22 protein-coding genes are annotated in these 24,132 nt (G+C 68.9%); 6 read left to right on the forward strand and 16 right to left on the reverse strand.

Features of this window, described 5'->3' with window-relative positions:
• Positions 1-158 (forward strand): biotin/lipoyl-containing protein (locus EEY80_RS20735; protein WP_164738312.1); only part of this gene is annotated, 158 nt, incomplete at its 5' end.
• A 13-nt stretch (positions 159-171) separates the two neighbouring features.
• On the opposite strand, the gene EEY80_RS18305 is transcribed toward EEY80_RS20735, so the two are convergent.
• From EEY80_RS18305 to EEY80_RS18340, 8 genes are all read right to left on the reverse strand, one after another.
• Positions 172-1,728: a sulfatase family protein gene (locus EEY80_RS18305; protein WP_126979075.1), complete on the reverse strand. Its 1,557-nt coding sequence runs from the start codon at positions 1,726-1,728 to the stop codon at positions 172-174.
• A gap of 179 nt (positions 1,729-1,907) precedes the next feature.
• A complete protein-coding gene (locus EEY80_RS18310) occupies positions 1,908-4,259 on the reverse strand; it encodes a TRAP transporter permease (RefSeq protein WP_235829907.1) in 2,352 nt (783 codons plus the stop codon).
• A 76-nt stretch (positions 4,260-4,335) separates the two neighbouring features.
• Positions 4,336-5,379 (reverse strand): TAXI family TRAP transporter solute-binding subunit, encoded by a 1,044-nt coding sequence (locus EEY80_RS18315; protein ID WP_126979077.1) that lies wholly within the window; start codon positions 5,377-5,379, stop codon positions 4,336-4,338.
• A gap of 58 nt (positions 5,380-5,437) precedes the next feature.
• Entirely contained in the window at positions 5,438-5,887 is a 450-nt protein-coding gene (locus tag EEY80_RS20630) for an MBL fold metallo-hydrolase (protein ID WP_164738313.1), read from the reverse strand.
• Entirely contained in the window at positions 5,845-6,315 is a 471-nt protein-coding gene (locus tag EEY80_RS20635) for an MBL fold metallo-hydrolase (RefSeq protein WP_126979079.1), read from the reverse strand. The genes EEY80_RS20630 and EEY80_RS20635 overlap by 43 nt, the downstream gene beginning before the upstream one ends.
• A 128-nt stretch (positions 6,316-6,443) precedes the next feature.
• Complete coding sequence (locus EEY80_RS18330) at positions 6,444-7,766, reverse strand: TRAP transporter large permease (RefSeq protein ID WP_126979082.1); 1,323 nt, start codon at positions 7,764-7,766, stop codon at positions 6,444-6,446.
• A 2-nt stretch (positions 7,767-7,768) separates the two neighbouring features.
• The gene (locus tag EEY80_RS18335) at positions 7,769-8,257 is read right to left on the reverse strand and encodes a TRAP transporter small permease (protein WP_164738314.1); all 489 of its coding nucleotides are present in this window, start codon (positions 8,255-8,257) and stop codon (positions 7,769-7,771) included.
• 51 nt (positions 8,258-8,308) lie between these two features.
• On the reverse strand, positions 8,309-9,358 hold the full coding sequence (locus EEY80_RS18340) for a TRAP transporter substrate-binding protein (protein ID WP_126979086.1): 1,050 nt from the start codon (positions 9,356-9,358) through the stop codon (positions 8,309-8,311).
• Positions 9,359-9,847: 489 nt separating this feature from the next.
• Between EEY80_RS18340 and EEY80_RS18345 the strand changes: the two genes are divergently transcribed.
• Both EEY80_RS18345 and pcaG read left to right on the forward strand, forming a co-directional pair.
• Complete coding sequence (locus tag EEY80_RS18345; protein ID WP_164738315.1) at positions 9,848-10,561, forward strand: dioxygenase family protein; 714 nt, start codon at positions 9,848-9,850, stop codon at positions 10,559-10,561.
• Entirely contained in the window at positions 10,561-11,178 is a 618-nt protein-coding gene (pcaG, locus tag EEY80_RS18350; protein ID WP_164738316.1) for a protocatechuate 3,4-dioxygenase subunit alpha, read from the forward strand. Before EEY80_RS18345 ends, pcaG begins: the two co-directional genes overlap by 1 nt.
• A 17-nt stretch (positions 11,179-11,195) precedes the next feature.
• Here pcaG and EEY80_RS18355 read toward each other — a convergent pair whose 3' ends face one another.
• On the reverse strand, positions 11,196-12,170 hold the full coding sequence (locus EEY80_RS18355) for a ketopantoate reductase family protein (RefSeq protein WP_126979091.1): 975 nt from the start codon (positions 12,168-12,170) through the stop codon (positions 11,196-11,198).
• Between the two features lie 67 nt (positions 12,171-12,237).
• Here EEY80_RS18355 and EEY80_RS18360 point away from each other — a divergent pair, with 67 nt between their 5' ends.
• Positions 12,238-13,068 (forward strand): alpha/beta fold hydrolase, encoded by an 831-nt coding sequence (locus EEY80_RS18360; RefSeq protein ID WP_164738317.1) that lies wholly within the window; start codon positions 12,238-12,240, stop codon positions 13,066-13,068.
• A gap of 211 nt (positions 13,069-13,279) precedes the next feature.
• On the opposite strand, the gene EEY80_RS18365 is transcribed toward EEY80_RS18360, so the two are convergent.
• Both EEY80_RS18365 and EEY80_RS18370 read right to left on the reverse strand, forming a co-directional pair.
• Entirely contained in the window at positions 13,280-14,044 is a 765-nt protein-coding gene (locus EEY80_RS18365; protein WP_126979095.1) for an enoyl-CoA hydratase/isomerase family protein, read from the reverse strand.
• A 133-nt stretch (positions 14,045-14,177) separates the two neighbouring features.
• Entirely contained in the window at positions 14,178-15,107 is a 930-nt protein-coding gene (locus tag EEY80_RS18370; RefSeq protein ID WP_126979097.1) for a LysR family transcriptional regulator, read from the reverse strand.
• A 119-nt stretch (positions 15,108-15,226) separates the two neighbouring features.
• On the opposite strand from EEY80_RS18370, the gene EEY80_RS18375 reads away from it, so the two are divergent.
• Entirely contained in the window at positions 15,227-16,213 is a 987-nt protein-coding gene (locus EEY80_RS18375) for an MBL fold metallo-hydrolase (protein ID WP_205749156.1), read from the forward strand.
• 44 nt (positions 16,214-16,257) lie between these two features.
• Here EEY80_RS18375 and EEY80_RS18380 read toward each other — a convergent pair whose 3' ends face one another.
• The 3 genes from EEY80_RS18380 to EEY80_RS18390 all read right to left on the reverse strand — a co-directional run bounded on the left by EEY80_RS18380 (position 16,258) and on the right by EEY80_RS18390 (position 19,421).
• Complete coding sequence (locus EEY80_RS18380; protein ID WP_235829908.1) at positions 16,258-17,649, reverse strand: MATE family efflux transporter; 1,392 nt, start codon at positions 17,647-17,649, stop codon at positions 16,258-16,260.
• 78 nt (positions 17,650-17,727) lie between these two features.
• Positions 17,728-18,732, reverse strand: coding sequence for a nickel/cobalt transporter (locus tag EEY80_RS18385; RefSeq protein ID WP_126979099.1), 1,005 nt, complete (start codon positions 18,730-18,732; stop codon positions 17,728-17,730).
• Positions 18,729-19,421: a DUF1007 family protein gene (locus EEY80_RS18390; protein ID WP_164738318.1), complete on the reverse strand. Its 693-nt coding sequence runs from the start codon at positions 19,419-19,421 to the stop codon at positions 18,729-18,731. Before EEY80_RS18390 ends, EEY80_RS18385 begins: the two co-directional genes overlap by 4 nt.
• Positions 19,422-19,633: 212 nt before the next feature.
• On the opposite strand from EEY80_RS18390, the gene EEY80_RS18395 reads away from it, so the two are divergent.
• A complete protein-coding gene (locus EEY80_RS18395; protein WP_126979102.1) occupies positions 19,634-20,305 on the forward strand; it encodes a glutathione S-transferase family protein in 672 nt (223 codons plus the stop codon).
• A 26-nt stretch (positions 20,306-20,331) separates the two neighbouring features.
• On the opposite strand, the gene EEY80_RS18400 is transcribed toward EEY80_RS18395, so the two are convergent.
• Positions 20,332-22,146 (reverse strand): aminopeptidase P family protein, encoded by a 1,815-nt coding sequence (locus EEY80_RS18400; protein WP_126979104.1) that lies wholly within the window; start codon positions 22,144-22,146, stop codon positions 20,332-20,334.
• The gene (gene cobT / locus EEY80_RS18405; protein ID WP_126979106.1) at positions 22,146-24,029 is read right to left on the reverse strand and encodes a cobaltochelatase subunit CobT; all 1,884 of its coding nucleotides are present in this window, start codon (positions 24,027-24,029) and stop codon (positions 22,146-22,148) included. The genes EEY80_RS18400 and cobT overlap by 1 nt, the downstream gene beginning before the upstream one ends.
• Positions 24,030-24,132: the final 103 nt, after the last annotated feature.

Here is a 24,132-nt window from a genome sequence, read left to right on the forward strand (position 1 = left end):
TGGGGCAGAAGGTCAGTGCCGGCGACCTGATGCTGACGCTGGAGGCGATGAAGATGGAAACCGGCATCCACGCCGACCGCAGCGCCACCGTCAAGGCCCTCCACGTCACCCCGGGCACCCAGGTCGATGCAAAGGACCTGCTCGTCGAACTCGAGTGACACGACCGGGGGCTCAGGCGGGGTGGAGCGCCCTCGGACTCTCGTCCATCTGGGCGATCACGCGATCCAGCAGACGTTCCGTCAACCGGGCCCGGACCTCGGTGAAATCCGGGTTGTCCCAGAGGTTGTCGGTGTTTTCCGGATCCGCCTTGCGGTCGTAGAGCTCGCCCCAGCCCTCGCCCGCCGGCACGATCAGGGTCCAGTCCTCGGTCACGAGGGTCCTGATCCGGGCAGGCGCGCGGTACCCCAGCCGCGCGCTGCTGTCGTTGAACTCCACCAGGACATCCGGGCGCGGCTCTGCCGCCGGGTCGCCGAGGACGGGCAGGAAGGACCGGCCCTGCATTCCGTTATAGGGCATGAGCCCGGCCCGTTCGAGGATCGAGGGCGCGATATCGACCGTCGATGTCAGCGCGGCGCAGCGGGGGCGCGGGTCCGGATCGGACGGATCGCTCCAGATCAGCGGCACCTTGTTGAGCGATTCCCGCATCCAGGGTCCCTTCAGGAGCAGGTCGCTGTCCCCGAGATAGTCGCCATGGTCCGACGTGAAGATCACGACCGTGTTCGCGGCCCGCCCCGATGCCTCCAGGGCGGCGAGGATCTCGCCCACCGCATCGTCGATCATGGTGATCATTCCCGCCGTCAGGGCCATCGCCTCGCGCAGATGCTGCTCCGACGCGATGAAGGGGGACGTGCGGGTGGCCGGCGGCGTGCCGGCCTCGAAGGCGTCGTGGAGCCTTGCCAGCGGCACGGGAGGCGACCTGTGATCGGCATAGCGCGTGCCGAGCTCGAACTGGTCGGGGCTGTACATGTCCCAATAGCGGCCCGGGGGGTTGAACGGGTGATGGGGGTCGGGGAACGACACGAAGGTGAACAGCGGCTGCGCGGATCCCGCCTGATCCCTGAGATACCGGCTCGCCCGATCCCGGATATAGAACGTGGTATACGCCTCTTCCGGCATGTCGGGGCGCAGGGCCTGCCGCACCGTGTAGTCGTGCGGCAGCCCGCGCATCGGGTTGTCGGCCACATCGGGATAGGTGCGACGCAGCCACTGGCGGTAGTGTCCGCCGGCCTCGGTGCCGTGGTCCGTGACCATGTCGACGTGATCGTAGCCGTAATAGGGCAGCGGGATGTCATAGCCCCCCTCGCCCTGATACCGGCCCGGCTGCTCTTCCCCGTAGAGAGTCTCGTCGATCTTCCACGCTTCCGGGATCGGGCCGCCATCGTCCCTGGGCGGAAGTCTTCGCCCGATCATCGGCTGGAGGTGGGACTTGCCGATGGCCCCGGTCCGGTAGCCGGCCGCGCGCAGGACATCGACGAAGGTATTGGCTTCCACCGGAAGATGGCAGCCGTTGTAGCGCAGGCCGTGGGTCGTCGGGAACCGGCCGGTCATGAAGCTCGCGCGGTTCGGCATGCAGACCGGCGAGGCGACGAAATACTGGTCGAACGTGGTACCCCGCGCCGCAAGCCGGTCGATATTCGGCGTCTTCACCACGGGATGGCCATTGCAGCCGAGCCAGTCCCAGCGGTGCTGGTCGGTCATGATGACGAGAAAATCGGGGCGGTCGGTCATCGGTCACTCCTTGTCGTCGGGCGGGGGCCGTTCCGGGGCAGCCGCGCGGGGCAGCGATGGCCCCGGGGACAGGCCCGAGGGGATCACTCCGGCAGACTACCCCGCGGGGCCGGCCCGTGCCACGGGCGGCGCGGCGAGAACCGTGTTCGCGCGCCGCCCCGGCCTGTCATCCGCGCCTGTCAGGTCGTCAGGTCCAGCCGCCTCGCCCCGGCCCTGACGCCCAGGTAATGGGCCACCAGCACCGCCAGTCCGGCCGCCGTGGCGATACCGTGCACCACCGGGTCATGCAGGATGATCCCCACCGCCAGCGCCAGACGCAGCGCCACCTGCCATGCCCCCAGCCGGGCAAAGTCGAAGGCGGTGAGCGCGCTGGCCAGCAGGTAGAGCGCGATGGTGAGCCGCAGGATCAGCAGCACCAGGTTCACGACGTCGACCGTACCATCATAGCCCGGCAGATAGACGATGCCGCTGGCCTGCGGATCGAGAACGGCCTGCGGGATCAGCAGAAGCTCGGGATAGGCCGCGAAGATGAACGGGATGACGAACATCACGATCCCCGAGCGCACTGCGGACAGGCCGGTCATGATCGGATCGGCCTTGGTGATGGAGGCGGCGGCATAGGCCGCCAGCGCCACCGGCGGCGTGATGGCCGAGGCCGCGGCGAAGTAGAAGATGAACATGTTCGCGGTGAAGAGCGACACGCCCAGTCCGGCCAGCACCGGCCCCATCAGCAGCGATACGTTGATGAAGGCCGGCGCCGCGGGCATGCCCATGCCCAGCAGGATGGCCAGCAGCATCGTCACCGCCAGCGCCAGGAACTGGAAGAAACCCGCGCCCCCTTCGCCGAGGTTGAGGCTGTTGAGCCACTGCAGCACGTCGAGCGAAATGTAGAAGGGCATTCCGGTCATCTTCAGGCTGAAGTCGATGATCGTCACCACGAGGAACATCAGGTAGAGCGTCGCGATCAGGCCGCCCGCATCGGACAGCGCGTCGATCAGCTTGCGCGGCGCGGCCCGCATCGCCGGGTCGAGGAACAGCAACCCCATCAGCAGCAGCACCGCCCACCATCCGGCCCCGCCGACGTCGCCGGCCGCGTTCTGCAGGAGTTGCAGCACCCAGGGCAGGTCCCGCGCGATGCAACCGGCTCCGGTGACCGTCCGCTCGGCGCCGAGAAGCGTGCCGAGCAGACCGCAGCCCACGGTTTCCTTCGGGGTCAGAAGCAGGGCGGTGATAAGGACGATGGGCGCGAAGATCATGACCAGGTTCAGGATGTCCTGGCGGCTCATGTGCATCTCGTCGGTGAATTCGCCCACCGCCTGGATGTTCTGCCGGCGCGCCTGGAAGACGACCGTGAGGAACAGGCAGAAGAAATAGGCGATGGCGGGGATCAGCGCGGCGACGATCACGTCGCGGTAGGGCACCGCCGTCATCGAGGCCAGGATGAAGGCCGCCACGCCCATCACCGGCGGCATCACCGCGCCGCCGGACGAGGCCGCGGCCTCGATCCCGCCTGCGAAGGTGCGCGAGAAGCCGCGCTTCAGCATCATCGGGATGGTCAGCACGCCGGTGGACAGCACGTTGACGACCGGCCCGCCCGAAATCGTGCCGAACATGGCCGAGGACACGACCGCGGCATGCGCGGGACCGCCGCGGAGCGAGCGTGTCCAGCGGAAGGCCAGCTTGATCAGCGACTGGCCGCCGGCCGACACGCCGAAGAGCGCGCCGAGGATGAGATAGGGAAAGATCTCGTTCAGGACGATGGCCATGAACCGCCCCAGCAGGCCCGAGGCATTGCTGGTCAGGATGTCGTGGACCCGCGAATAGCCATCCGCCAGCGTGCGGGGTTCGCCGCCCAGCTTGGTCACGAGATACTTGTTAAGGCCGTCGGCGCCGAAGAAGTACCACACGCCGATGGTGGTGAAGGTCCATCCCACCACCACGATCGCCACGATCACCAGCGGCAGGCCCCAGACCTTGACCGCATAGGCGAGGAACACGGAAATCGCGATGCCGATGATGGGGACGAGCCAGCCGCCCAGCGTGTTCAGGCATTGCGGATCATCGACCGTCGAGGGCTCGGGCATGCCGAACAGTGCGGCATTTTCCTTCTCGATCCGCAGGGCTTCCTCGATCAGCCGCGCCCGGTCGCCGGTGATCTGGTCGGCAAGGCAGACCGACTGGATCTCGTTCAGATAGGCGAGCGACACTGCAGCCGCCATCGCCACCAGCGCGATGTCAAGCGCCAGCGCCAGCGGCTTGCGCTGCCCCTCGCGCTTGCGGGTGTTCACCTGGCGCAATGCCACGATCAGCATCATCACGAAGAAGGCGGCCGGGTAGAAATACTCGTAGGGGAAGCGGCGGATGCGGATCGCGGTCTGGCCGGTCAGGTCGGCCACCAGGGCGTCGAGCCCCGGTATGCCCGGCATGGCGTTGAAAAGCCCGACCACGACAAAGGCGAAGGCCAACCAGTAGGCGAGGCGCATCGTGAAAGACGAGGTCGCGACTTCCGCGGATGAGGCTGAGGCAGTCATGGGAGCGCCTTTTTCGTAATCCGACGGTCATGTGCCGACCGCCGGTTTCTGCGATGATGTCGGGATCGGGTCGGGATCAGGGCTTTGCGCAGTCCGGGACCGTGTATCCGGCCTCTTCCCACGCGGCGACCGCGCCCGGGTGATACTTGATCGGGTTCGGGCCGCACATGCCGGTGTCTTCCGCATCGATGGCGCCCAGCAGGACATAGCGCATGTAGGGCGCCTTGGTCTCGAAGGTCTCGAGGTTGTCCAGGAACAGCGCCGTCAGGGCCTTGGCCGTGTCGAAATCCATCTCCGAATTCACCACGACGGCCCCTGCCGTTGCCGGGCCGCGCCAGATCTCATCCTCCGACTGGATGGTCACGCCTTCCTGCCGGGGAAGCTCGGACACCGGAATCTCGAAACCGACGGTGCCGGGGCTGGCAAGGTACTTCTGGAACGGTTCGCTCTCATATGCCTCCCGGGGCACGGAATAGAGCGTCATGGCCCCCGCAGCCGCGGCCTGGGTCAGGCGGTCGTCGGGGAAATAGATCGGCAGCACCATGCCGTCGCCCGACCCGTCCGCGATGAACTGCGACATCTGCCCCCAGTTCGACTGCACGCCTTCATAACCCTTGCCGTCTTCCAGTCCGGCGATGATCTGGATCATCGCCCGGGCGTTGGCCAGGGCACCGCCGGAGGGCGGCCCGTTGATGATCCGCTTGCCCTCGAGGCTGTCCCAGCCCGACACGCCCGAGCTGTTGTAGGCATACAGGCCCATCGCGCCGAGACTGACCGTGAAGAGCGCCGAGACCTTGCCGACCAGCTCGGTCCCGCCTTCGGCCCCGATCGAGGCATAGGGACCTGCGCCCCGCGACAGAAGGAACGGCGCGATCAGCGGCACGGGGGCCACGTCGGTCGTGCCCCGGGCCACATTGACGAGCGAGTCGGTCAGCGTCTGCCCGTCCTGCACCTGGAAATCCGCGATGCCCGCGGCACTGGCAAGCTCGGCCAGGGTCATGATGGTGGTCAGGGGCGAACTGCCCGGATTGGAGCCCTCGGCCGTCATGGTCTGGGCATGGACCGCGAAGCCGGCGAACGAGGCCAGGGCGGCGGCGGCGAGTGTGGCGGTTGTCTTCATGAGTGTTCCTCCCTAAAGCCGGATCGCGCCGGCGACGAAAAGCCGAACCGGCGCGCGATCACCCGCGCGCCGTCTCCCCCGAAAAGATCGCGACAGACGCGCCAAAGCGGATGACGGTCAGGTCGCGGGCCACCAGAACGGGCCCATCATATTCCAGCCCGACCTCGTCCAGCACCTCGCCGAGGCTAGGCGGCTCGGGCGCCTTCAGGACCACATGGGTCAGGATCGCGGCCTTGGGCCGGATCTGCGCGAACACCCGGCCCACCTCGCGCGGGGTGATGTGGTGTTCCAGAACCGTGCGCACATGCGGGTCCCGTGCCATCACTTCGGCGCGCGCCATGGCGACCTCGTGAACCAGCACATCCGCGCCTTCGGCGTGCCGGACGAGGTTCTCGCTGTAGCGGGTGTCATGGCTGTGAACGAAGACATGCCCCCCGTATTCGACCCGATACCCGAAGGCCGGCTTCACGAAATCCCCGTGATCGACCTCGAAGGCGATGATGCGCAACCCGTTCTCGTCGAAGACGACGCCTTCGGAAATGACGCCGACATCGACGCGCTGCAGGTCGGGGTCGATCTCCTGTCGGCCACACGGATGGTCCGGTCGCCGCTCATGAAGGCCCACAGCCCGTCCACGACCTCGCGCACGCCCTCGGGACCGACGACGCGAAGCCGCCTGCGGCGCGCGCCCCAGGGGGCGGGGATCGCGCCGGTCATGACAAGATCGGGCAGCGCCGCGTAATGGTCGGAGTGGAAATGGGAGATCAGCACCGCATCGATGCTGCCGGCCGGAACGCCGATCTGCGCGAGTCGCACCACGGCGCCGCGGCCGCAATCGAGCAGGACGCGCAGCCCGCCCGCCTCGATCAGCGTGCTCGTGCCGAACTTGTGGAGGTCGGGCATGGGGGTGCCCGTCCCGAGCAGCGTGATCTTCATCGGCGGGTTCACAGGGTCCTCCACAAACGCGATCTGCCTGACATTCTGACATCCTCCCGGGTATTGACGGAGCTTCCGCTCCGGGGCCTTTCATCGCCTCGCTATCGCCGGACCTCCCTTGTCCTGCCCTAGCCGGACCAGACATCGACGAGCCAGAAGCTCAGCGCGGGAAAGGCGATCAGCAGCCCGATGCGGACGAATTCCGACGCGATGAACGGCACGGTTCCGCGGAAGATCGCCGAGGTCGGGATCTCCTTGGCGATCGCGGAAATGATGAACAGGTTCAGACCGACGGGCGGGGTTATCATTCCCAACTCCACGACCACGAGCGTCAGGATCCCGAACCAGAGCGCCTGCTGTTCGGGCAGAAGGCCGAAATCGAGGCTCATCATCGTCGGAAAGAACACCGGCACCGTGAGCACGATCATCGACAGGCTGTCCATCACGCAGCCCATGACGAGGTAGAAGGCCACGATCAGCAGCAGGACGGTCGTCGGCGCGATCTCTGCGGCCGTGAACCAGTCCGCCAGGGTCGTCGGCACGCGGGACAGGGCCATCGCGACATTGAAGATGTCGGCGCCGAACAGGATGACGAAGATCATCGCGCTGGTCGCCGCCGTCTCGACCAGGCTTTCGATCAATGCGTCCAGTGACAGGGTGCGCGTGAACACGCCCACGACGGCAATCAGCACCACACCGATGGATGCCCCCTCGGCCGGCGTGAAGAAGCCCCCGTAGATCCCGCCCAGAACGACGACGAAGATGCCGACGATATGCCAGATGCTGCCCAGGCTGCGCAGCCGGGTCTGCAGGCTCGCCCGCTCCTGCAAGGGGGCGGCGTCGGCGAAGACCCGCACATAGATCGCGATGGCGATGATGAAGCCCAGGACCGCCAGCACGGCGGGGACCGTGGCCGCAAGGAACAGCTTGACGATGTTCTGCTCGGTCAGCAGCGCATAGATGATCAGCACGATCGAGGGCGGGATCAGGATGCCCAGCGTGCCGCCCGCCGCCAGCGCGCCGGACGACAGCGCACCGCTGTAATGGTGCTTGCGCATTTCGGGCAAGGCGACCTTTGCCATGGTCGATGCGGTGGCGATGGACGAGCCGGAAATGGATCCGAACATGGCGCAACCTGCGACCGCGGCCATGGCAAGGCCGCCGCGCCAATGCCCGATCCACGCGTTCGAGGCTGCGAACAAGGCCGTCGAAATGCCGGTATGGGTCGCCAAATGCCCCATGAGGATGAACAGGGGCACGATTGCCAGATCGTAGGACAGGAACTTGTCGGTCCAGCCCGTGGACACATAGGCCTGCAGACTCGAGGAACTGGACAACAGGATGTAGCCGATCGCACCGACGGCGCCCATGGCCAGTCCGATCGGTGCGCGCAGGACAATTGCTGCGAGGAGGAGCAGGACGAGAATGCCTGCGACGAGAGTCGGATCCATGGTCAGTGTCCAACCTCGCTTACCGCTTCCCGCGGGAGCAGCGTCGCCTGCGCGAAGGCAATCAGGCTTGCTGCGCCGGTTCCCAGGACCGACGGCACATAGGCCCACCAAACCGGAATCGACAGCAGCATCGTCTGGTCTCCATACGCCCGGATTTCCGCGAGGCCGTGGACCGTGAAATAGCACAGCGCCGCCCAGGCCAGTGCGAAGCCGATCAGCCAGATCCAGTCGATAACGGCGCGGACGCGATAGGCGAGCCAGTTCGTGAACAGGTCGACCATCACATGGCCGCGCTTCAACTGGCACAGCGGCAGAAACAGGCCGGCCGCCCAGACGCAGGACATCTCGACCAGTTCGAAGTCGCCGCGAACGCCCTGCAGGCCCAGAACACGCATCACGACCGAGACGGTGACCGTCAGCGCCACGCCGAACACCACGGCACCGCCAAGCGCGGCAAGTATCCTGGCCAGCCTGTCCATCCAGGTCAGCAAGGGGGGATGCCCCACCCCCTGCCGAGGCCATATCGCTGCCCAGCTGGACATTTACGCGCCCTGATCCAGGAGCGCATTCGCCCGCGCCAGGATCGCCGCCCCGTCATGGCCCGCGTCGTTCAGCTTGGCTTCCCAGGCGGCATAGACCGGCAGGGCAGCCTCGGACCATCTGGCGATTTCCTCGGCCGGGATTTCAACGATCTCGTTGCCCTGCTTTTCGACCATGTCGCGGCCGACGGCCTCGAAGGCGTCGTAGGTCTTGCCGATGCGGCGCGACAGCTCGATGCCGGAATTGGCATCGATCACGCCGCGCAGATCGTCGGAAAGCCCTTCGTAGCTGGCCGCGTTCATCAGCAGAACGTTGGTATTGGCATAGAGGCCGCGGGCGCCGGGGGCTGCCTCGCTGGAAAACTTCGTCAGTTCCTGCAGCTTGAACGGCGGCACGACCTCATAGGGAAGGCAGCAACCGTCGATGACGCCGTTGCTGAGGCCGACGACCATCTCGGTCACCGGGAAGAACACCGGTTCTGCGCCCAGCGACGCGAGCAGGTCGCCCATGCCGGCATTCGGGCTGCGGATCTTCTTGCCCGCCAGATCGCTGGCAGAGCGAACGGGGTTGTCGCGCATGTGCAGCTTGCCGCCATCGTGGCTCCAGAAGGCGAGCGGCTTCATGCCGGCGAATTCGTCGCCGCCGAACTCGTCCATCAGCCTGTGCAACGCGACCGAGGTTTCTTCGGCATGCTTGGCCAGGAACGGCAGGCCCATGGTCTCGGCCACCGGATAGCGGCCCGGCGTATAGGTCGGCAGCGCCCAGGCGATGTCGACGATGCCCTTCTTGACCTGTTCGACAAGTTGCGGGGGCTTGCCGCCCATCTGCATGGCCGGGAAAAGCTGAACCTCGATGGCACCTTCCGATGCCGCGGCTAGCTCCGCCGCCCAGGGTTCGAAGAACTGCGCGTGCATCGGCGCGACCGGCGGCAGGAAGTGGTGCAGGCGCAGGGTGACTTCTGCGGCGGACGCACGCCCGACGATCGCAGGGGTTGCGATTGCAGCCCCCAGCCCTGCGAGCACCAGACGGCGCGACGGGGTGAATGATGACATTTGCTTCCTCCTGGTGATTGCGGCCGGGTATCGTCGGCTGATTCCGGCGGGCGAACGGGTGAGCCCTATGTGGTCTGCTCTGCGCCTGGCTGTTCGGCGGCCCCGCCCCGCGCAGGACCGGCCGCCACCGCGCGGCCCGCAACTGCAATCAGGATGCGTGAAACCATTCCCCCCTCCCGTGGCGATTGGCCTTGCGCCGAAGCAGCTTGCCGCGCCCAAGGAGCCGCGGCAGACTGGTCCGGTCGTTAAAAAATCATATAGCTATCTTTTTAATATAGCGCAACGTCATTTTTCGTCGCGCGCGCCGGTCACGGGCCGCTGTGCCGGACTCCGGACCCGGGGATTCCGCCACCTCGCCCGCAGGAGTCTGCTTGACAATAAGCTATAAAGGTAGCTTATTATTTTTCTTGCAGGCGGGAGGCGCAGCCGTGGCCTGGCATGTCGCACAAGCGTGCCAGCCGTCGAAATCCGAGGGAAGGAGACCAGCGCGTGAGAAACGATACACGCAGGCGGATGTATGACCCCTGGCCGGAGGGCGTGCAGCCCACCGTTCCGATCGAAGGCTATACGAACACCTGGACGCATACGCCATCGCAGCCCGCCTATCGCCGGCCGCTGACGCGCACCGAGGTGACGGGTCCGGCCGACCTGTGGCGCAAGCTGCATTGCGGGGACAGCAACCTCGCCCTCAGCACGACCGGAAAGCTGGCGCAGGGCCTGCTGATGGAGGTCACCGGCCGCATCCTCGACGAGGACGGGCGCCCGGTCGCCAACGCCATCGTCGAATTGTGGCAGGCGAACGCCGCCGGCCGCTACACCCATGCGCTCGACCAGCGCGCGGCGCCGCTCGATCCGAATTTTCTCGGCCACGGTCGCGTCAGATCGGACGAGAGCGGCACCTATCGCTTCCTGACGATCAAGCCGGGGGCCTACCCGGTCCCGGTCAAGGACACGTGGTGGCGCCCGCCGCATATCCATTTCTCGGTGCTGGGACCCAGCACCCTGTCGCGGCTGGTGACCCAGATGTATTTCCCGGGCGACCCGCTGAACGACTGGGACCGCATCCTTCAGTCGATCGGCGATCCGGCGGCCCGCCAGCGTCTGGTGGCCAGACAGCTGCACCCTGCCGAGGTGGGTGTCGACCATCTCGGGTTTCACCATGACATCGTCCTGCGCGGACGCAACGCCACTCCGGAAGCATGATGGAAGACCTACAGCACATGCGCCGCATCCCCCTGTCGCAGCACACCATCGGTCCGTTCTTCCCGGCGGACTACTTCCGGCCCGGCGACAACGACCTGACCCGCCTGTCCGCCGATGCCGAGCCGACCGGCAAGGGCACGCCCTTCGTCCTGACCGGGACGGTCCGGAAAGAGGGCGGCGACCCGGTCGCCAACGCGATCCTCGAGCTTTGGCAGGCGGATGCCGCCGGCCGGTTCCGCCATCCCGAGGACCCCGAGGCCGACAAGGCCGACCCGGATTTCCTGGGATGGGGACGGGCCTGGTCGACCATCGAGGGCGTCTACGACTTCCGCTCCGTCCGGCCCGGCCCCTATGTCGAGGATGGCCGGAAGCGCGCGCCGCACCTGAACATCATCGTCATGGGGATCGGCCTCATGCGCACGGTGGAAACCACGCTGTTCTTCCCCGAATTCCCCGAGGAGAATGCGCAGGATCCGGTGCTGACCACACTTCCCGAAGATCTGCGGCACATGCTGATCCTGCGCGATCTCGGCGAGGTCGACGGCGTGCAGACCTATGGGTTCGATTTCCTCCTGCGGGGGCCGAGGGGTCTCGAAACGCCCTTCTTCGAGACGTGAGCCCCCTCGCCCGCCCCTTACGGGCGCGGTCCCGACAGGCTCTGGTCCAGCAGCCGCGCCAGCCCATGGACGCCGTCCATGACTGGCGTCGGCACCTCGAGCTTCCGCGCCAGCTCGACCAGCGCGCCGAGGATCGGGTCCAGCTCCAGCGCGCGCCCGGCATCGACATCCTGCAGCATCGAGGTCCGAAACGTCCCCAGCTTGCGCGTGGTCTCGATTCGCGCCTCGACATCGTCGAACCCGGTCAGCCCGATCCGCGCGCCCACCGTGGACATCTCGCGCATCATCGTAAGGGCAAGACCGCGCACCCCCTCGTCGTCCAGCATCGTCGCCAGGTCCGCCCGGCACAGGGCCGACAGCGGGTTCATGTTGGAATTGCCCCACAACTTGCTCCAGACCGCGCGATGGATCGCGTCGGTCGCGCTGGCCGGGATGCCGCCGGCGGCGAGGTGCCGGGCGATGTCGGATGCAAGACCGCCGTCGGCGGCGTCCCCCAGCAGCACGCTGTTCGCCGCCACCAGACGGATGCGCCCCGGCGCCTCGACCAGGCTTGCCGCATGGATCACCGCGCCCACGACGCGGCCGGCGGGCATCAGCCGCGCCAGAACGCCGTCCGGATCGACCGCATCGAGGTGCAGGCCCTGCGCCGGCCCGCCGAACGCCTCGAAAAACCACCAAGGCAGACCGTTGATCGCGGCCACGACCGTCGTCCGCGGTCCCAGGGCCGCGTCGATGAGCGGCGCCAGCCGGGGCAGGTCATGCGCCTTGAGCCCCAGCAGCAGGACATCCGCGTCCCGCAGGTCGGCCGGATCATCCGTGGCCGCGACGTCGTACCGGCGAAGGGATGTGCCGTCGTCAAGGGCAAGACCGGACGTCCGCAATGCCGCCAGCGTCGCGCCCCGTGCCAGAACCGTCGCCGTGGCGCCGGCCTCGACGAAGCCCGAGGTGAGCCAGCCTCCGATCGCTCCGGCACCGATGACTGCCAGTTTCATCAAACCCTCCTTTGGCTCGCCACGCTGGCAGCCCTTCCTCTGTCATGAACAATCGCAGGTCGCACCCATGGAACCCAGCCCCCCCGGACCCGAAACCGCCCGCGACCCCGGTGCACGGCGCCCGACCCGCGACGGCGGCGAGATCCGCTATCGCATCTGCGGCGACGAGGGGCCGGCGGTCGTGCTGATCCCGTCCCTCGGACGCGGGACCGAGGATTTCGACCTTCTGCTGCCGTCGCTCCTGCGGGCGGGGCTGCGCCTCATCCTGCCGGAACCGCGCGGCATCGGGGGGTCCACGCCGCTCCGCCCGGGCGACACCCTGCACGACATGGCCGCCGATATTGCCGCGATCCTCGAGGCCGAGGCGGCTTCCCCTGCCGTTCTGGTAGGCCACGCCGCCGGCAACTGGGTCGCGCGGATGCTGGCGCATGACCGGCCCGACCTGACCCGCGCCGTGGCGCTGGTGGCCGCGATCGTGACCAATACCGTGCCGGAACCCGTCAAGGCCTCGATCTCGGCCAGCTTCGACATGTCGCTGCCGGACGGGGAACGCCTCGGGCATCTGCGGAAGGTCTACTTCGCCGCGGGCTCCGACGCCTCGGTTTGGCTGGACGGCTGGTGGCCGGAGGTCGCCGCGGAACAACGCCGTGCGGCGGGCCAGACCCGCGACCAGGACTGGATCCGCTCCGCCGACCGGCACCCGACGCTCTATGTCGGCGCGACCGAGGATGTCATCTCGCCGCCGCCCGAACTGGCCGCGCTGCGCCGGACGATCGGCCCGAAGGCCGAGTGCGTGGTGATCGGGGGCGCCGGACACGCGCTGTTGCCGGAGCAGCCGGAGGCCGTGGCCCGGGCTCTGGCGGACTGGATTGCCGGACTGGCGGACAGGGAGGGCTGACACCGGGCGCGGGGGCCTGTCGCCTGTCCCGCGCCGCCGCGGTCCGGTCACGGATACTGTCGCCATCTGCATCCATCCCCAAGGTCAGGGGGCCAAGCCGCCCCACCTCGAGGCGGACGGTCCGGTCCTGCGCGACCATGTCCCGCCAGCCGGTTCCGGCGGCACGCGCCCCGGCACGGCGATCGGCGGCAGGCGGGTCATGGCCCGGCGGTCACGGCTTGAAGACCGGCGCCCGCTTCTCGCGGAAGGCGGCCATCGCCTCGGCGCTGTCCTCCGAGGTGGACAGGGCCTTGGTCTGGCCCTGCTCGAACCGGTAGCCCTCGTAGACCGACTGTCCCTCCGTGACCTGGAACGAGGCCTTGGCGGCGCGAACGGCCGAGGGGCTGGCCCTGGCGATGTCGCGGGCGATGCCCATGGCCGTTTCCAGAAGGTCCTCGGGCGCGGTGCAGGCCGAGGCCACCCCCATGCGCAACAGGTCCGGCCCGTAGATCCGCCGCGCCGTGAACAACATCAGCCGCGCGTCGGATTCGCTCAGGTGGCGCCGGACATGGGACACGCCGCCGGCAAGGCCGACAGTGACCTCGGTCATCTGAAGATAGCCCTTTTCCGAAAACACGAGGATGTCGCAGCACAGCGCCGTCACGCAGCCGGCCCCGATGGCCGGGCCGTTGACGGCTGCGATCACGGGCTTGGGGCATTCCAGGATGCAGTCGAAACTCGCCCTCACCCGCCGGTTATGCGCCGTGTAGACCCCCAGCTCCTGCGTCGGGCGCTCGGCCAGATCGGCCCCGGCCGAGAACGCCTTGCCCGCGCCGGTCAGCACGATGGCGCGCACATCGGTCCGGTCGCCGAGGCTGTCCATGACAAGCTGCATCTCGTCGCGCAGCTTGTTGTTCTGGGCGTTCACGGGTGGACGGTCGATCGTCACCGTTGCGATGTAGTCGGCGACGGACACCGAAAGCGTTTCCAGGTTCATCACGGTCTTCCCCGGGGTCATGCCTCTGCTGAATGCGGCCAGTCTTCACACAAGCCTGCCATCGGCACAAGCGTTAAGTATAATAGTATAGCTTTTTGCGATTTAAGCCGGCTGCCCTGGTGTTGCGGTCGCGTCACCTTCCGCAGCCCGGGTCAGGCGGCGCCCCCGCCTGCCGGCTGGACCGGCGGACGAAGGCGAGGAAGGCCTGCATCGCCGCGCTGCTGTGCCGGCGGTTCGGATAGTAGAGATACCAGCTCGGCAGGCGCGGGCTCCAGTCCGCCAGAACCTCGACCAGCCGGCCCTCCCCGATGGCTGTCCGGGCGTAATCCTCGAACACATGGGCGAGCCCCTGCCCCGCCAGCGCCGCCTGCAGCTCCTGATGCGCGGAATTGAGCGTGAGGCGGCCTTCCGGCTCGATCTCGACGATCCGGCCGTCCTTCTCGAACAGCCATTCGGCCAGGGTGCCGCCGGGATAGCGGCGGCGGATGCAGGCATGGCCCACCAGATCGCCCGGCTCTGCCGGCGTCCCCCTTGCCGCCAGATAGGCCGGCGCCGCGACGATGGCATAGCGCAGCGGCTGTCCCAGCGGCACGGCGATCATGTCCTGCGCCAGATGCTCGCCGAACCGGACCCCGGCGTCATACCCCTCGGCGACGATATCGACGATGGCCGCGTCGCTGACGAATTCGACCTGCACCTCCGGATATTCGGCCATGAAGTCGAAGGCGAGCGGGCAAAGCACATGCTCCACCGCCGGCGCGGGCGCGTTGATGCGCAGCGTCCCGGATGGCCGGTCCCGCAGCTGGTCGATCTCGGCCAGCGCAAGGCGGATGTCGGCCAGCGCCACGTCGAGCCGCGACAGCAGCCGTTGCCCCGCCTCCGTCGGCGCCACGCTGCGCGTGGTCCGGTTCAGAAGGCGCAGCCCCACCGCCCGCTCCAGCGTCGCGATGGTCTGGCTGACGACGGAGGAGGCGACGCCGCGTTCCCGCGCGGCGGCGCGGAACCCGCCCGCGCGCACCACAAGGGCGAAGGTTTCGAGGTGATCCAGACGGACAGGCGCCATTGCTCGCTTTTTCCGAACAGCTTGATCGACTCTGTCCGGGTTATACCAACGACGCTTCGATGTCATCTCACCTCCTGAGCCGGAAGACCGTGCTCCTGACCCGGAAAGGAAGGATCGAGATGCTCACGATCAATCGACGCAGGATCATGCTGACTGCCGCCGCCGGCGCCTCGGGCGCGCTGCTCATGCCCGGGGCCATCCCCGCGGCCCGGGCGCAGGCGGGCACCCCGCAGACGGAGTGGAACAGCGGCATCTACCGGTTCCGCATCGGCGACATCGCCGCGACCGTCGTGTCGGACGGCAATATCGGCGGCCCGCCCACCGTCTATGCCGGCGATGCGCCCGAGGCGGAACTGGAAGAGGTCCTGCGCCGCGCCTTCCTGCCCGCCGACCGCCTGACCCTGAACCTCAACACCCTGCTTCTGGAAATCGACGGGCGCCGCGTCCTGCTGGAGGCGGGGGCCGGTGCGACCATGGGGCCGGACGGCGGCCGCCTGTTCCGGCATCTCGAGGCACTGGGCCTGACGGCCGATGACATCGACGTCATCGTCATCTCCCACACCCATCCCGACCATGTCGGCAACCTGCGTGCCGCCGACGGCACCCGCGCCTTCCCGCGCGCCACGGTGATGGTGCCGCAGCCGGACTGGGCCTTCTTCGTCGAATCCGATCCCGATCTGTCCTACATGCCGGTGCCACAGGATTTCCGCGACCGCTTCGGCGCGAACATCAAGGCCAGCGTCGAACCCTACCGGCAGGATGTCGAGCTGTATCAGGCGGGGGCCGAGCTGGTGCCGGGCCTCGCGACCGTTCCGGCCGAGGGCCACACGCCCGGCATGGTGGCCTTCCTCGTCCATTCGGGCGGCGAGCAGCTGCTGCTGACCGCCGATCTGGCCTATCACCCGGTGGTCAATATCGACGAACCCTGGCGCCCCGGCCCCGACCGGGACAAGGAGACCGCCGCCGCCTCGCGCCAGCGCATCTTCGACCGGGCGGCGGCCGAGCGGATGCTGGTCCTGGGCTTCCATTTCCCCTTCCCCGGCCTCGGGCACATCCTGCGCACCGACAGCGGCTATGCCTGGGTGCCCGCCAATTGGCAGTTCTGACAAGGGGCGCCCCCGGGAATACCCCGGCGGGCGCCCTTCCCCGCTCAGGCCACCCGGGGGAACTGCCGCAGCCAGAACCGCGCCATCAGCAGCGCCGCCGCCAGCGCCAGCCCCACGACCAGCCCCAGCCACAGCCCCACGCCGCCCAGCCCCAGCGGGAAGCCCAGAACGAAGCTGGCCGGAATGCCCACGGCCCAATAGCTGATCGTGGCCAGCCCCATCGGCACCGCCGTGTCCCGCACCCCGCGCAACAGCCCGAGCGCCATGCATTGCAGCGCGTCGAACATCTGGAACAGCGCCGCCACCGCTAGCAGGGTGATGCCGAAGGCGAGGATGTCGGGCGCGGCGGGATTGGCCTCGTCGAGGAACAGCCCGACGATGGGCCCGGCGGCGACGAGGAACAGCGCCGTGACCCCCAGCCCGAAGATCACCGACAGCGCGATCGCGGCCAGCGCGGCGCGGCGCATGCCCTCGCGGTCGCCCTCGCCCTCGGCCCGGCCGACACGCACGGTCGCGGCGCTGGCGATGCCCAGATGGACCATGAAGGCCAGCGAGGCCGCCTCGAGCGCGATGCCATGCGCAGCCAGTTCCACCGTGCCGATCCAGCCCATCATCAGTGCCGCGGCGGTGAACAGACTGCCCTCGGCCAGCCCGGTCAGCCCGACCGGCATCCCCAGCCGGGCCAGCTGTCCGAAGGCGGGCCAGTCGGGCCGCCACAGCCGCGCGAAGATGCGAAAGCGGCGCAGCGCCGGATGCCAGCCGGCATAGGCGGCCAGCACCGCCAGCGACACCGCCTGCGCGCCAAGGCTGGCCAGCGCCGCCCCCCGCACGCCCAGTTCCGGGGCGCCCCAGTTGCCGAAGATCAGCATCCAGTTCAGCAGGCCGTTGCCGAGTGCCGCGCCGAGCGTCGCCCACAGCACGATCCCCGCCCGCTCCATCGCCGACAGGAAGCTTTTCAGCACCATGATCAGCAGCGCGGGCACCATCCCCCAGCCGACGATCCGCAGATAGGATTGCGCCAGCGCCGACAGCGCCTCGTCCTGCCCGAGCACGCGCAGGATCGGCGCGGACCACCAGAACAGCGGCAGCGTGCAGATGCCGAACAGCGTGGACAGCCACAGGCCCATCCGCACATCGCGGCGCACCTGCACCTCGTCCCCGCGGCCGACGGCGGCGGCGACCATGCCCATCGCTGCCACGCCGAAGCCCGACCCGAGGATGAACACCATGAAGAAGAACGACGCGCCCAGCACCACGGCGGCCAGCGCGTCCACCCCGTACCAGCCAAGCATCACCGTATCGGTGACATGCAGCGACATCTGCGCGAGGTTGCTGCCCACCAGCGGCAGGCCCAGGACCACCAGCGCGCGCAGATGCGCCCGCCAGGACAGGGCGCGCATCGCAGGAACGGCCGGTGATGTGGCAAGGGGGGTCATGCCCTGCCCATATCCCAGCCGCCGCGCCCCCGCCAGAGGCGCGGCGGGACCCCGGCCGCTGGCATCAGGCCGCCGGCGTCAGACCGCCGCGGCCAGTTGCAGCGCCACCAGCAGGACCAGCGCGCCCAGGACCAGTTCCAGCCCGGGCAGCAGCGCGGCGAGCCGCCCGCCGGCCAGCGAGGTCCGCGCGCCCGCCCGCATCAGCCCGGCCCCCACCGCCACGCCCGAGGTGACGAGCGCAGTGCCCACCCCCATCGCATAGGTGGCGGCGATCCCCGCCCCCGGAATGCCCAGTTGCCAGGTCAGGATCAGCAGGATCAGCGCCCCGGAACAGGGCCGGATCGCGATGCCGCCGACCAGCAGCGCCACCTCGCGCCAGTTGCCCGCGCGCGCCAGCTGATCCGGCGTCGGGCCATGGGCATGGCCGCGGCCGCAGGCGGTCCCATGGCCGTGCCCATGGTCGTGGTCGTGGTGGTCGTGCCCGTGGTCGTGGTGATGGTGGTCATGGCCGTGACGATGGTCCGGCCCCTCCGCCGCCATGCCCCGCTGGCGCCACAACCCGCGCGCGCCGCGCCACATTAGCCACAGCCCCACCGCCGCCGCCGCCAGATGCCCCGCCACGGCAAGCTGGCCGTCTGCCGCGCCCACCATCCGGTCGCGCGTCCAGCCGAAAAGCTGCAGCCCGCCCATCACCATCGCCACCGCCACCGTGGACTGGGCGAGGCTCGACAGGACCGAGATCGCCGCCAGCCGCCGCAGGCTGACCCCCGCCGCCAGCCCGTAGCTGCCGACCAGCAGCTTGCCATGCCCCGGCCCCGCCGCGTGGAACACGCCATAGCCGAAGGCCAGCGCCAGCAGCGCGGTGAAGGCGCCGGGCTCGCCGGCCTTGATGCCGCGGATCGCCCCCGCCAGCGCATTCTGCGCCCAGCGCTGGCCCGCCACCGCATCGGCCTGCAGCGCGTGCAGCAGGCCCGTCCCCCAGGCCAGCGCCAGCAGCGCGGCCGCCAGTGCGACCGCCAGCCCGGCAAGCCGCCCCGGCTGCAGCCTGTCCTGTGGCCTGTCCTGCGGCCCGCCCCCGCTCATGGGCAGGTGACCTGCACGGCGCCGGAAAAACTTTCGCCGATCATCATGTATCCCATCTCGTCCAGCGACTTCGTCGCGTCGAACTTGTCAAGCTCCGCCGCCAGCGCCCGCAGGCCCGCGTCCTCGTCCGGTTCCACCAGGGTCGCGCTGCAATCCGCGCGGCCGCTGACCGACTGCGCCACGATGGAATAGTCGGTGTAATAGCCCGGATCGTAGGGTTTCAGCAGGATCGGCCCCGTTGCCGGGTCCAGCGGCTCCACCAGCCGGCGGACATGGGTGGACATCAGGTGTCCGTCCTTCCAGGCCGAGGTCCAGTCCTGCGGCCCGGGGACCAGCGGGATCGTCTCGCCCGCGCGCTCGACCTCGAAATCGCCGAGGAAATCCGCGCCCCATTCCATGTCGAAGCCCTGCAGGGGCTGCATCTCGGCCTGTGACAGCGCGCCGTCGCCATCGCGGTCATAGCCGCCATCGGCGATGGCCGACATCGTGGTGAACTCGTCATAGATCCAGGTCAGGCGCACAGCCGCCAGCCGGCCGTCGCCATCGAAAATCGCCTCGACCCCGGTATCGACGAACAGATGCGGATGCGCCGCGGCCGGCCCGGCAAGGGCCAGCGGCAGGACGGCCGCCAGCGGCAGAAGGGCGGCAAGCGGCGGGCACGGGATCAGGCGGCGGACAGGGCGGGTCATGGCCCTGTCGTGCGGCGGCGGGGCGCGGCGGTCAAGGCCCGGCGCGACCCGGCCTGCGCACATTCCCGCGCGTCCCCGCCGGTCACGCCACCCTCCGACGGCGCACCCCGCGCGATCCCCCTTTTCCCGCGCAAGCGACCGCGCTAGCCATGCGCTGTCACCTCTGCGCGCCACCTTCCCCCCACCGATCCTCTTCCGGACAGGAGCCGTCCATGATCACCCTCTACGGCATCTACAATTCCCGCGCGAGCCGCACGCTCTGGCTGATCGAAGAGCTGGGGCTCGACTTCCAGCATGTGCCGGTGATCCAGAAGAACCGGCTGGAATCGCCCGACGCCCCCGGCGCCCGGCTGAACACCGGCTCTGCCGAATTCCTGAAGATCAGCCCGGCCGGCTTCATCCCGACGCTGCAGGACGGCGACCTGATCCTGCACGAATCCCTCGCCATCAACGGCTACCTCGCACGCAAGTATGGCGGGCCGCTCGCCCCGGTCGATCTGGCGGAAGAGGCGCAGATGACCATGTGGTCCTTCTACGCCGCGACCAGCATCGAGCCGCCGGCGCTGGAGATCACGCTGCAATACCGCACCGGCCAGCAGGACACGCCGGTGGGCCGCGCCATCATCGCGGGGGCGGTGGACAAGCTGAAGCGCCCGCTCGCCGTGATCGAGGCGCATCTGGCCAAGGCCGGTCACATGGTCGGCAACCGCTTCACCGTGGCCGACATCAACGTCGCCGAATGCCTGCGCTATGCGCAGCTTCATCCGGGCGTCTTCGATCCCTACCCGGCGCTGAAGGGCTGGCTGGCGGAATGCCAGGCACGGCCGGCCTGCGCGACCGTCGCCGAACGCCGGGTGGCCGAGGCGCAGTCGATCATGCTGTAAGCGGCGGGCGCCGGCCGACCGGCGGGTCAGACCGGCGCCGTCGCCTGCATCAGCCAGTCGCGCGCCGCACCGGACAGGCGCGGCGCAATCTTCGCCGCGACCTCGGCGTGATAGGCGTCGATCCAGTCGCGCTCTCCCGGCGACAGCATTCCGGGCAGGATCAGCCGCCGGTCGATCGGCACGAAGGTCAGGGTGCGGAAGGCCAGCATCGCCCGGTCATCGGCCCCGGCAAGCGCGGGGGCGCGTTCGACCGTGACGAGGTTCTCGATCCGGATACCGAAGGCGCCCTCGCGGTAATAGCCCGGCTCGTTCGACAGGATCATCCCGGGTTCCAGCGGCACGTCGGACAGGCGCGACAGCCGCGCCGGCCCCTCATGCACGCAAAGATAGACGCCCACGCCATGCCCGGTGCCATGGTCGTAGTCGAGCCCGGCCAGCCACAGCGGATAGCGCGCGACCGCCTCGAGATCGCGGCCCGCGCGTCCCTCGGGCCAGCGCAGGCGGCTGACCGCGATCATCCCCTGCAACACGCGGGTGAAGCATTCCTTTTCCAGTGCGCCGACCTCGCCCACGGCGACAGTGCGGGTGATGTCGGTCGTCCCGTCCACATATTGCCCGCCCGAATCCACCAGCAGCAATTCGTCGGGCCGGACCGGGCGATCCGTCTCATGCGTCACGCGGTAATGCACGATGGCGCCGTTCGGTCCCGCCCCGCAGATCGTGTCGAAGCTGATGTCCTTCAGCGCGTTGGTGGCGCGGCGAAAGCCTTCCAGCGCCGTGACCACCGCGATTTCCGTCAGGTGGCCCTTCGGCGCCTCGGCATCGAGCCAGGCGAGGAATTCGCACATCGCCGCACCGTCGCGCAAATGCGCCTCGGTCGTCGCGGCCAGTTCTGCGGGGCTCTTGCGGGCCTTGGGCAGGATGCAGGGATCCTCGGCCCGGGCCACGGGGATGCCGTCGCCCTGCAGCCGCCCGGCCTGTTCCAGTTCGCGGAACACCTGCAGGGGCGCGCTCGCCGGATCGACACGCACCGGCCCGGACAGGCCCTGCAGCGCGGCGCGGAAACTGTCGGGCGCATGGAGGCGTACCCCCGCCGGCAGCGTGACCCCGGCCAGCTTGTCGCGGTCGATGAACAGGTCCAGCTTGCCCGAGGCGTCGAGGATGGCGAAGGCCTGCACCACCGGGTTGCGCGGAATGTCCGATCCGCGCAGGTTCAGCAGCCAGGCGATGGAATCCGGCAGGGTCAGCACCGCCGCCGCCTGCCCGGCCGCCCGCAGGGCGCCCGCGATCTGCGACAGCTTCGCCTCGGCGCTGTCGCCAGCCACCTCGGGCGGCTGCAGAACCACCTGCCCGCGGGCGGGGGCCGGCTGATCCGGCCAGACCGCATCGACGGCATTGGCCACCGGCACCAGACGGATGGCGCTGCCGGCGAGGCCCGCCTCGATCTCGGCGATTTCCTTCGCCGTGTGCAGCCAGGGGTCGAAGCCGATGCCCCCGCCGCCGGGCAGATTGGCCCGCAGCCAGTCCGCCGCCCGCGTCTCGGGCCAGGCGACCGGGGTGAAGACCGCAAGGTCCACCTGCGCCTTGACCTGCACCCGGTACCGCCCGTCGACGAAGACCCCGGCCATCTCGGGCAGCACGATGGCGAACCCGGCCGAGCCGGTGAAGCCGGTCAGCCAGGCCAGCCGTTCGTCGCGGGGGCTGACATATTCGCCCTGCCAGGCATCGGCGCGCGGGACGAGGAAGCCGTCCAGACCCTGCGCGGCCAGATGCGCCCTCAGCGCGGCAAGGCGCGGGGCGCCGGTTTCGGGGCTGGTTGCGGCGGTGAAGGTCTGGAACATCACCGGAACCCCGCCACCTTCTTCATCCCCAGCACCCGCGCCCGGGCGCGGGGATCGGCGTCGAACAGGCTTGCCAGCTGTTCGGTCATCGCCCCCGCCAGCTGCTCCACATCGGTGATCGTCACCGCGCGCTGGTAATAGCGGGTCACGTCATGGCCGATACCGATGGCGATCAGCTCCACCGCCCGCCGCTTTTCCACCATCGCGATCACGTCGCGCAGGTGTTTTTCCAGGAAGTTGGCGGCGTTCACCGACAGGGTGGAATCGTCCACCGGCGCCCCGTCCGAAATCACCATCAGGATCTTGCGCGCCTCGGGCCGGCCTACCATCCGCCGATGCGCCCATTCCAGCGCCTCGCCGTCGATATTCTCCTTCAGCAGGCCTTCCTTCATCATCAGCCCCAGGTTCGACCGCACCCGCCGCCACGGCGCATCTGCCGCCTTGTAGACGATGTGGCGCAGGTCGTTCAGCCGGCCCGGCTGCTGCGGCCGGCCCTGCTGCACCCATGTCTCGCGGCTCTGCCCGCCCTTCCAGGCCCGGGTGGTGAAGCCAAGGATTTCCACCTTCACCTGACAGCGTTCCAGCGTCCGGGCCAGCACATCGGCGCAGATCGCGGCGATGGAGATCGGCCGCCCGCGCATCGACCCGGAATTGTCGATCAGCAGCGTCACCACCGTGTCGCGGAACTCGGTGTCCTTCTCGATCTTGAAGGACAGGGGCGTGGTCGGGTTCGCCACCACCCGCGCCAGCCGCCCGGCATCCAGGATCCCCTCCTCGCGGTCGAATTCCCAGCTGCGGCTTTGCTGCGCCTGCAGCCGGCGCTGCAGCTTGTTCGCCAGCCGGCTGACCGCGCCCTTCAGCGGGTCGAGCTGCTGGTCGAGATAGGCGCGCAGACGTTCCAGTTCCGCGGGTTCGGCCAGATCCTCGGCGCGGGTCTCCTCGTCATGTTCGGTGGTGAAGACCTTGTAGTTCGGGTCGGCATCCGACCAGGGCGCGGGCGGCGGCGGCTCCTGCGGGGCATCGCCCTCGGGCAGTTCCGCCTCCTCGCTGGCCTCGGTATCGGCCATCTCGTCCATGCTGACCTGGGCCTGGCTCTGGTCCTGCTCGGCCTCCTGGCTGCGTTCGGGGCTGGCCTCGGCCTCGTCCTGCTGGTCCTGGTCGCGCGACTGGTTGTCGCCCGCCTCTTCCTGTTCCTCCGGCTCGGCCTCGTCGCCCGCATCCTCGTCGGGCGCGTCCGGGTCTTCGCCCAGCTGGTCGCCATAGCCGAGGTCCGAGATCATCCGCCGCGCCAGCCGGGCGAAGGCGGCCTGATCGGCCAGCGTGTCGTTCAGCCCGTCGAGGCTGCCCTGCGCCTGCCCCTCGATGAAGGGGCGCCACAGCTCCATCACATTGGCGGCGGCGGGGGGCAGCGGCCGGCCCGTCGCCAGATGCCGCACCAGATAGCCTGCCGCCTGCGCCAGCGGCGCGTCCGAGGCCTGCCGGATCTGGCCATAGCCCTTGCGTTCCGCCTCGGCCTGGATCTTGGCGTCGATATTGCCCAGCGTGCCCGGCATGTCGCGCGCGCCCACGGCCTCGCAACGCGCCGTTTCCATCGCGTCGTAGAGGTCGCGCGCCATCGGCCCCTGCGGCGCATAGCGATTGAACACGCCCGCGTCGTGATGGCGGCGGCGCAGCGCGAAGGCATCGGCCGTGCCGCGGGCCAGCAGCACCTCGTCCCGCGTCATCCGGCGGCTGACCTGCGGCAGGCGCATGCTGTCGGCGGTCATCCCCGGCGGGTCGACCGAATAGCTGACCGTCATCTCGGGGTCGTCGGCCAGGGTTTTCGTCGCCTCGGCCAGCGCCTTCTTGAACGGATCGGCGGGGTTGTCGCTGGGTTTGCTCATCGCGTCGCCTGTCCGCTGCTGGTTCGGCGGCCGGCCCGGTCACGCGGCCGCGCCCGCCCCATCTTCTGTTCCCAAATATCCCGGGGGGGCGCCCGGAACGGGC

The sequence above is a fragment of the Frigidibacter oleivorans genome (assembly GCF_003993775.1).
Taxonomy (GTDB): Bacteria; Pseudomonadota; Alphaproteobacteria; order Rhodobacterales; family Rhodobacteraceae; genus Frigidibacter; species Frigidibacter oleivorans.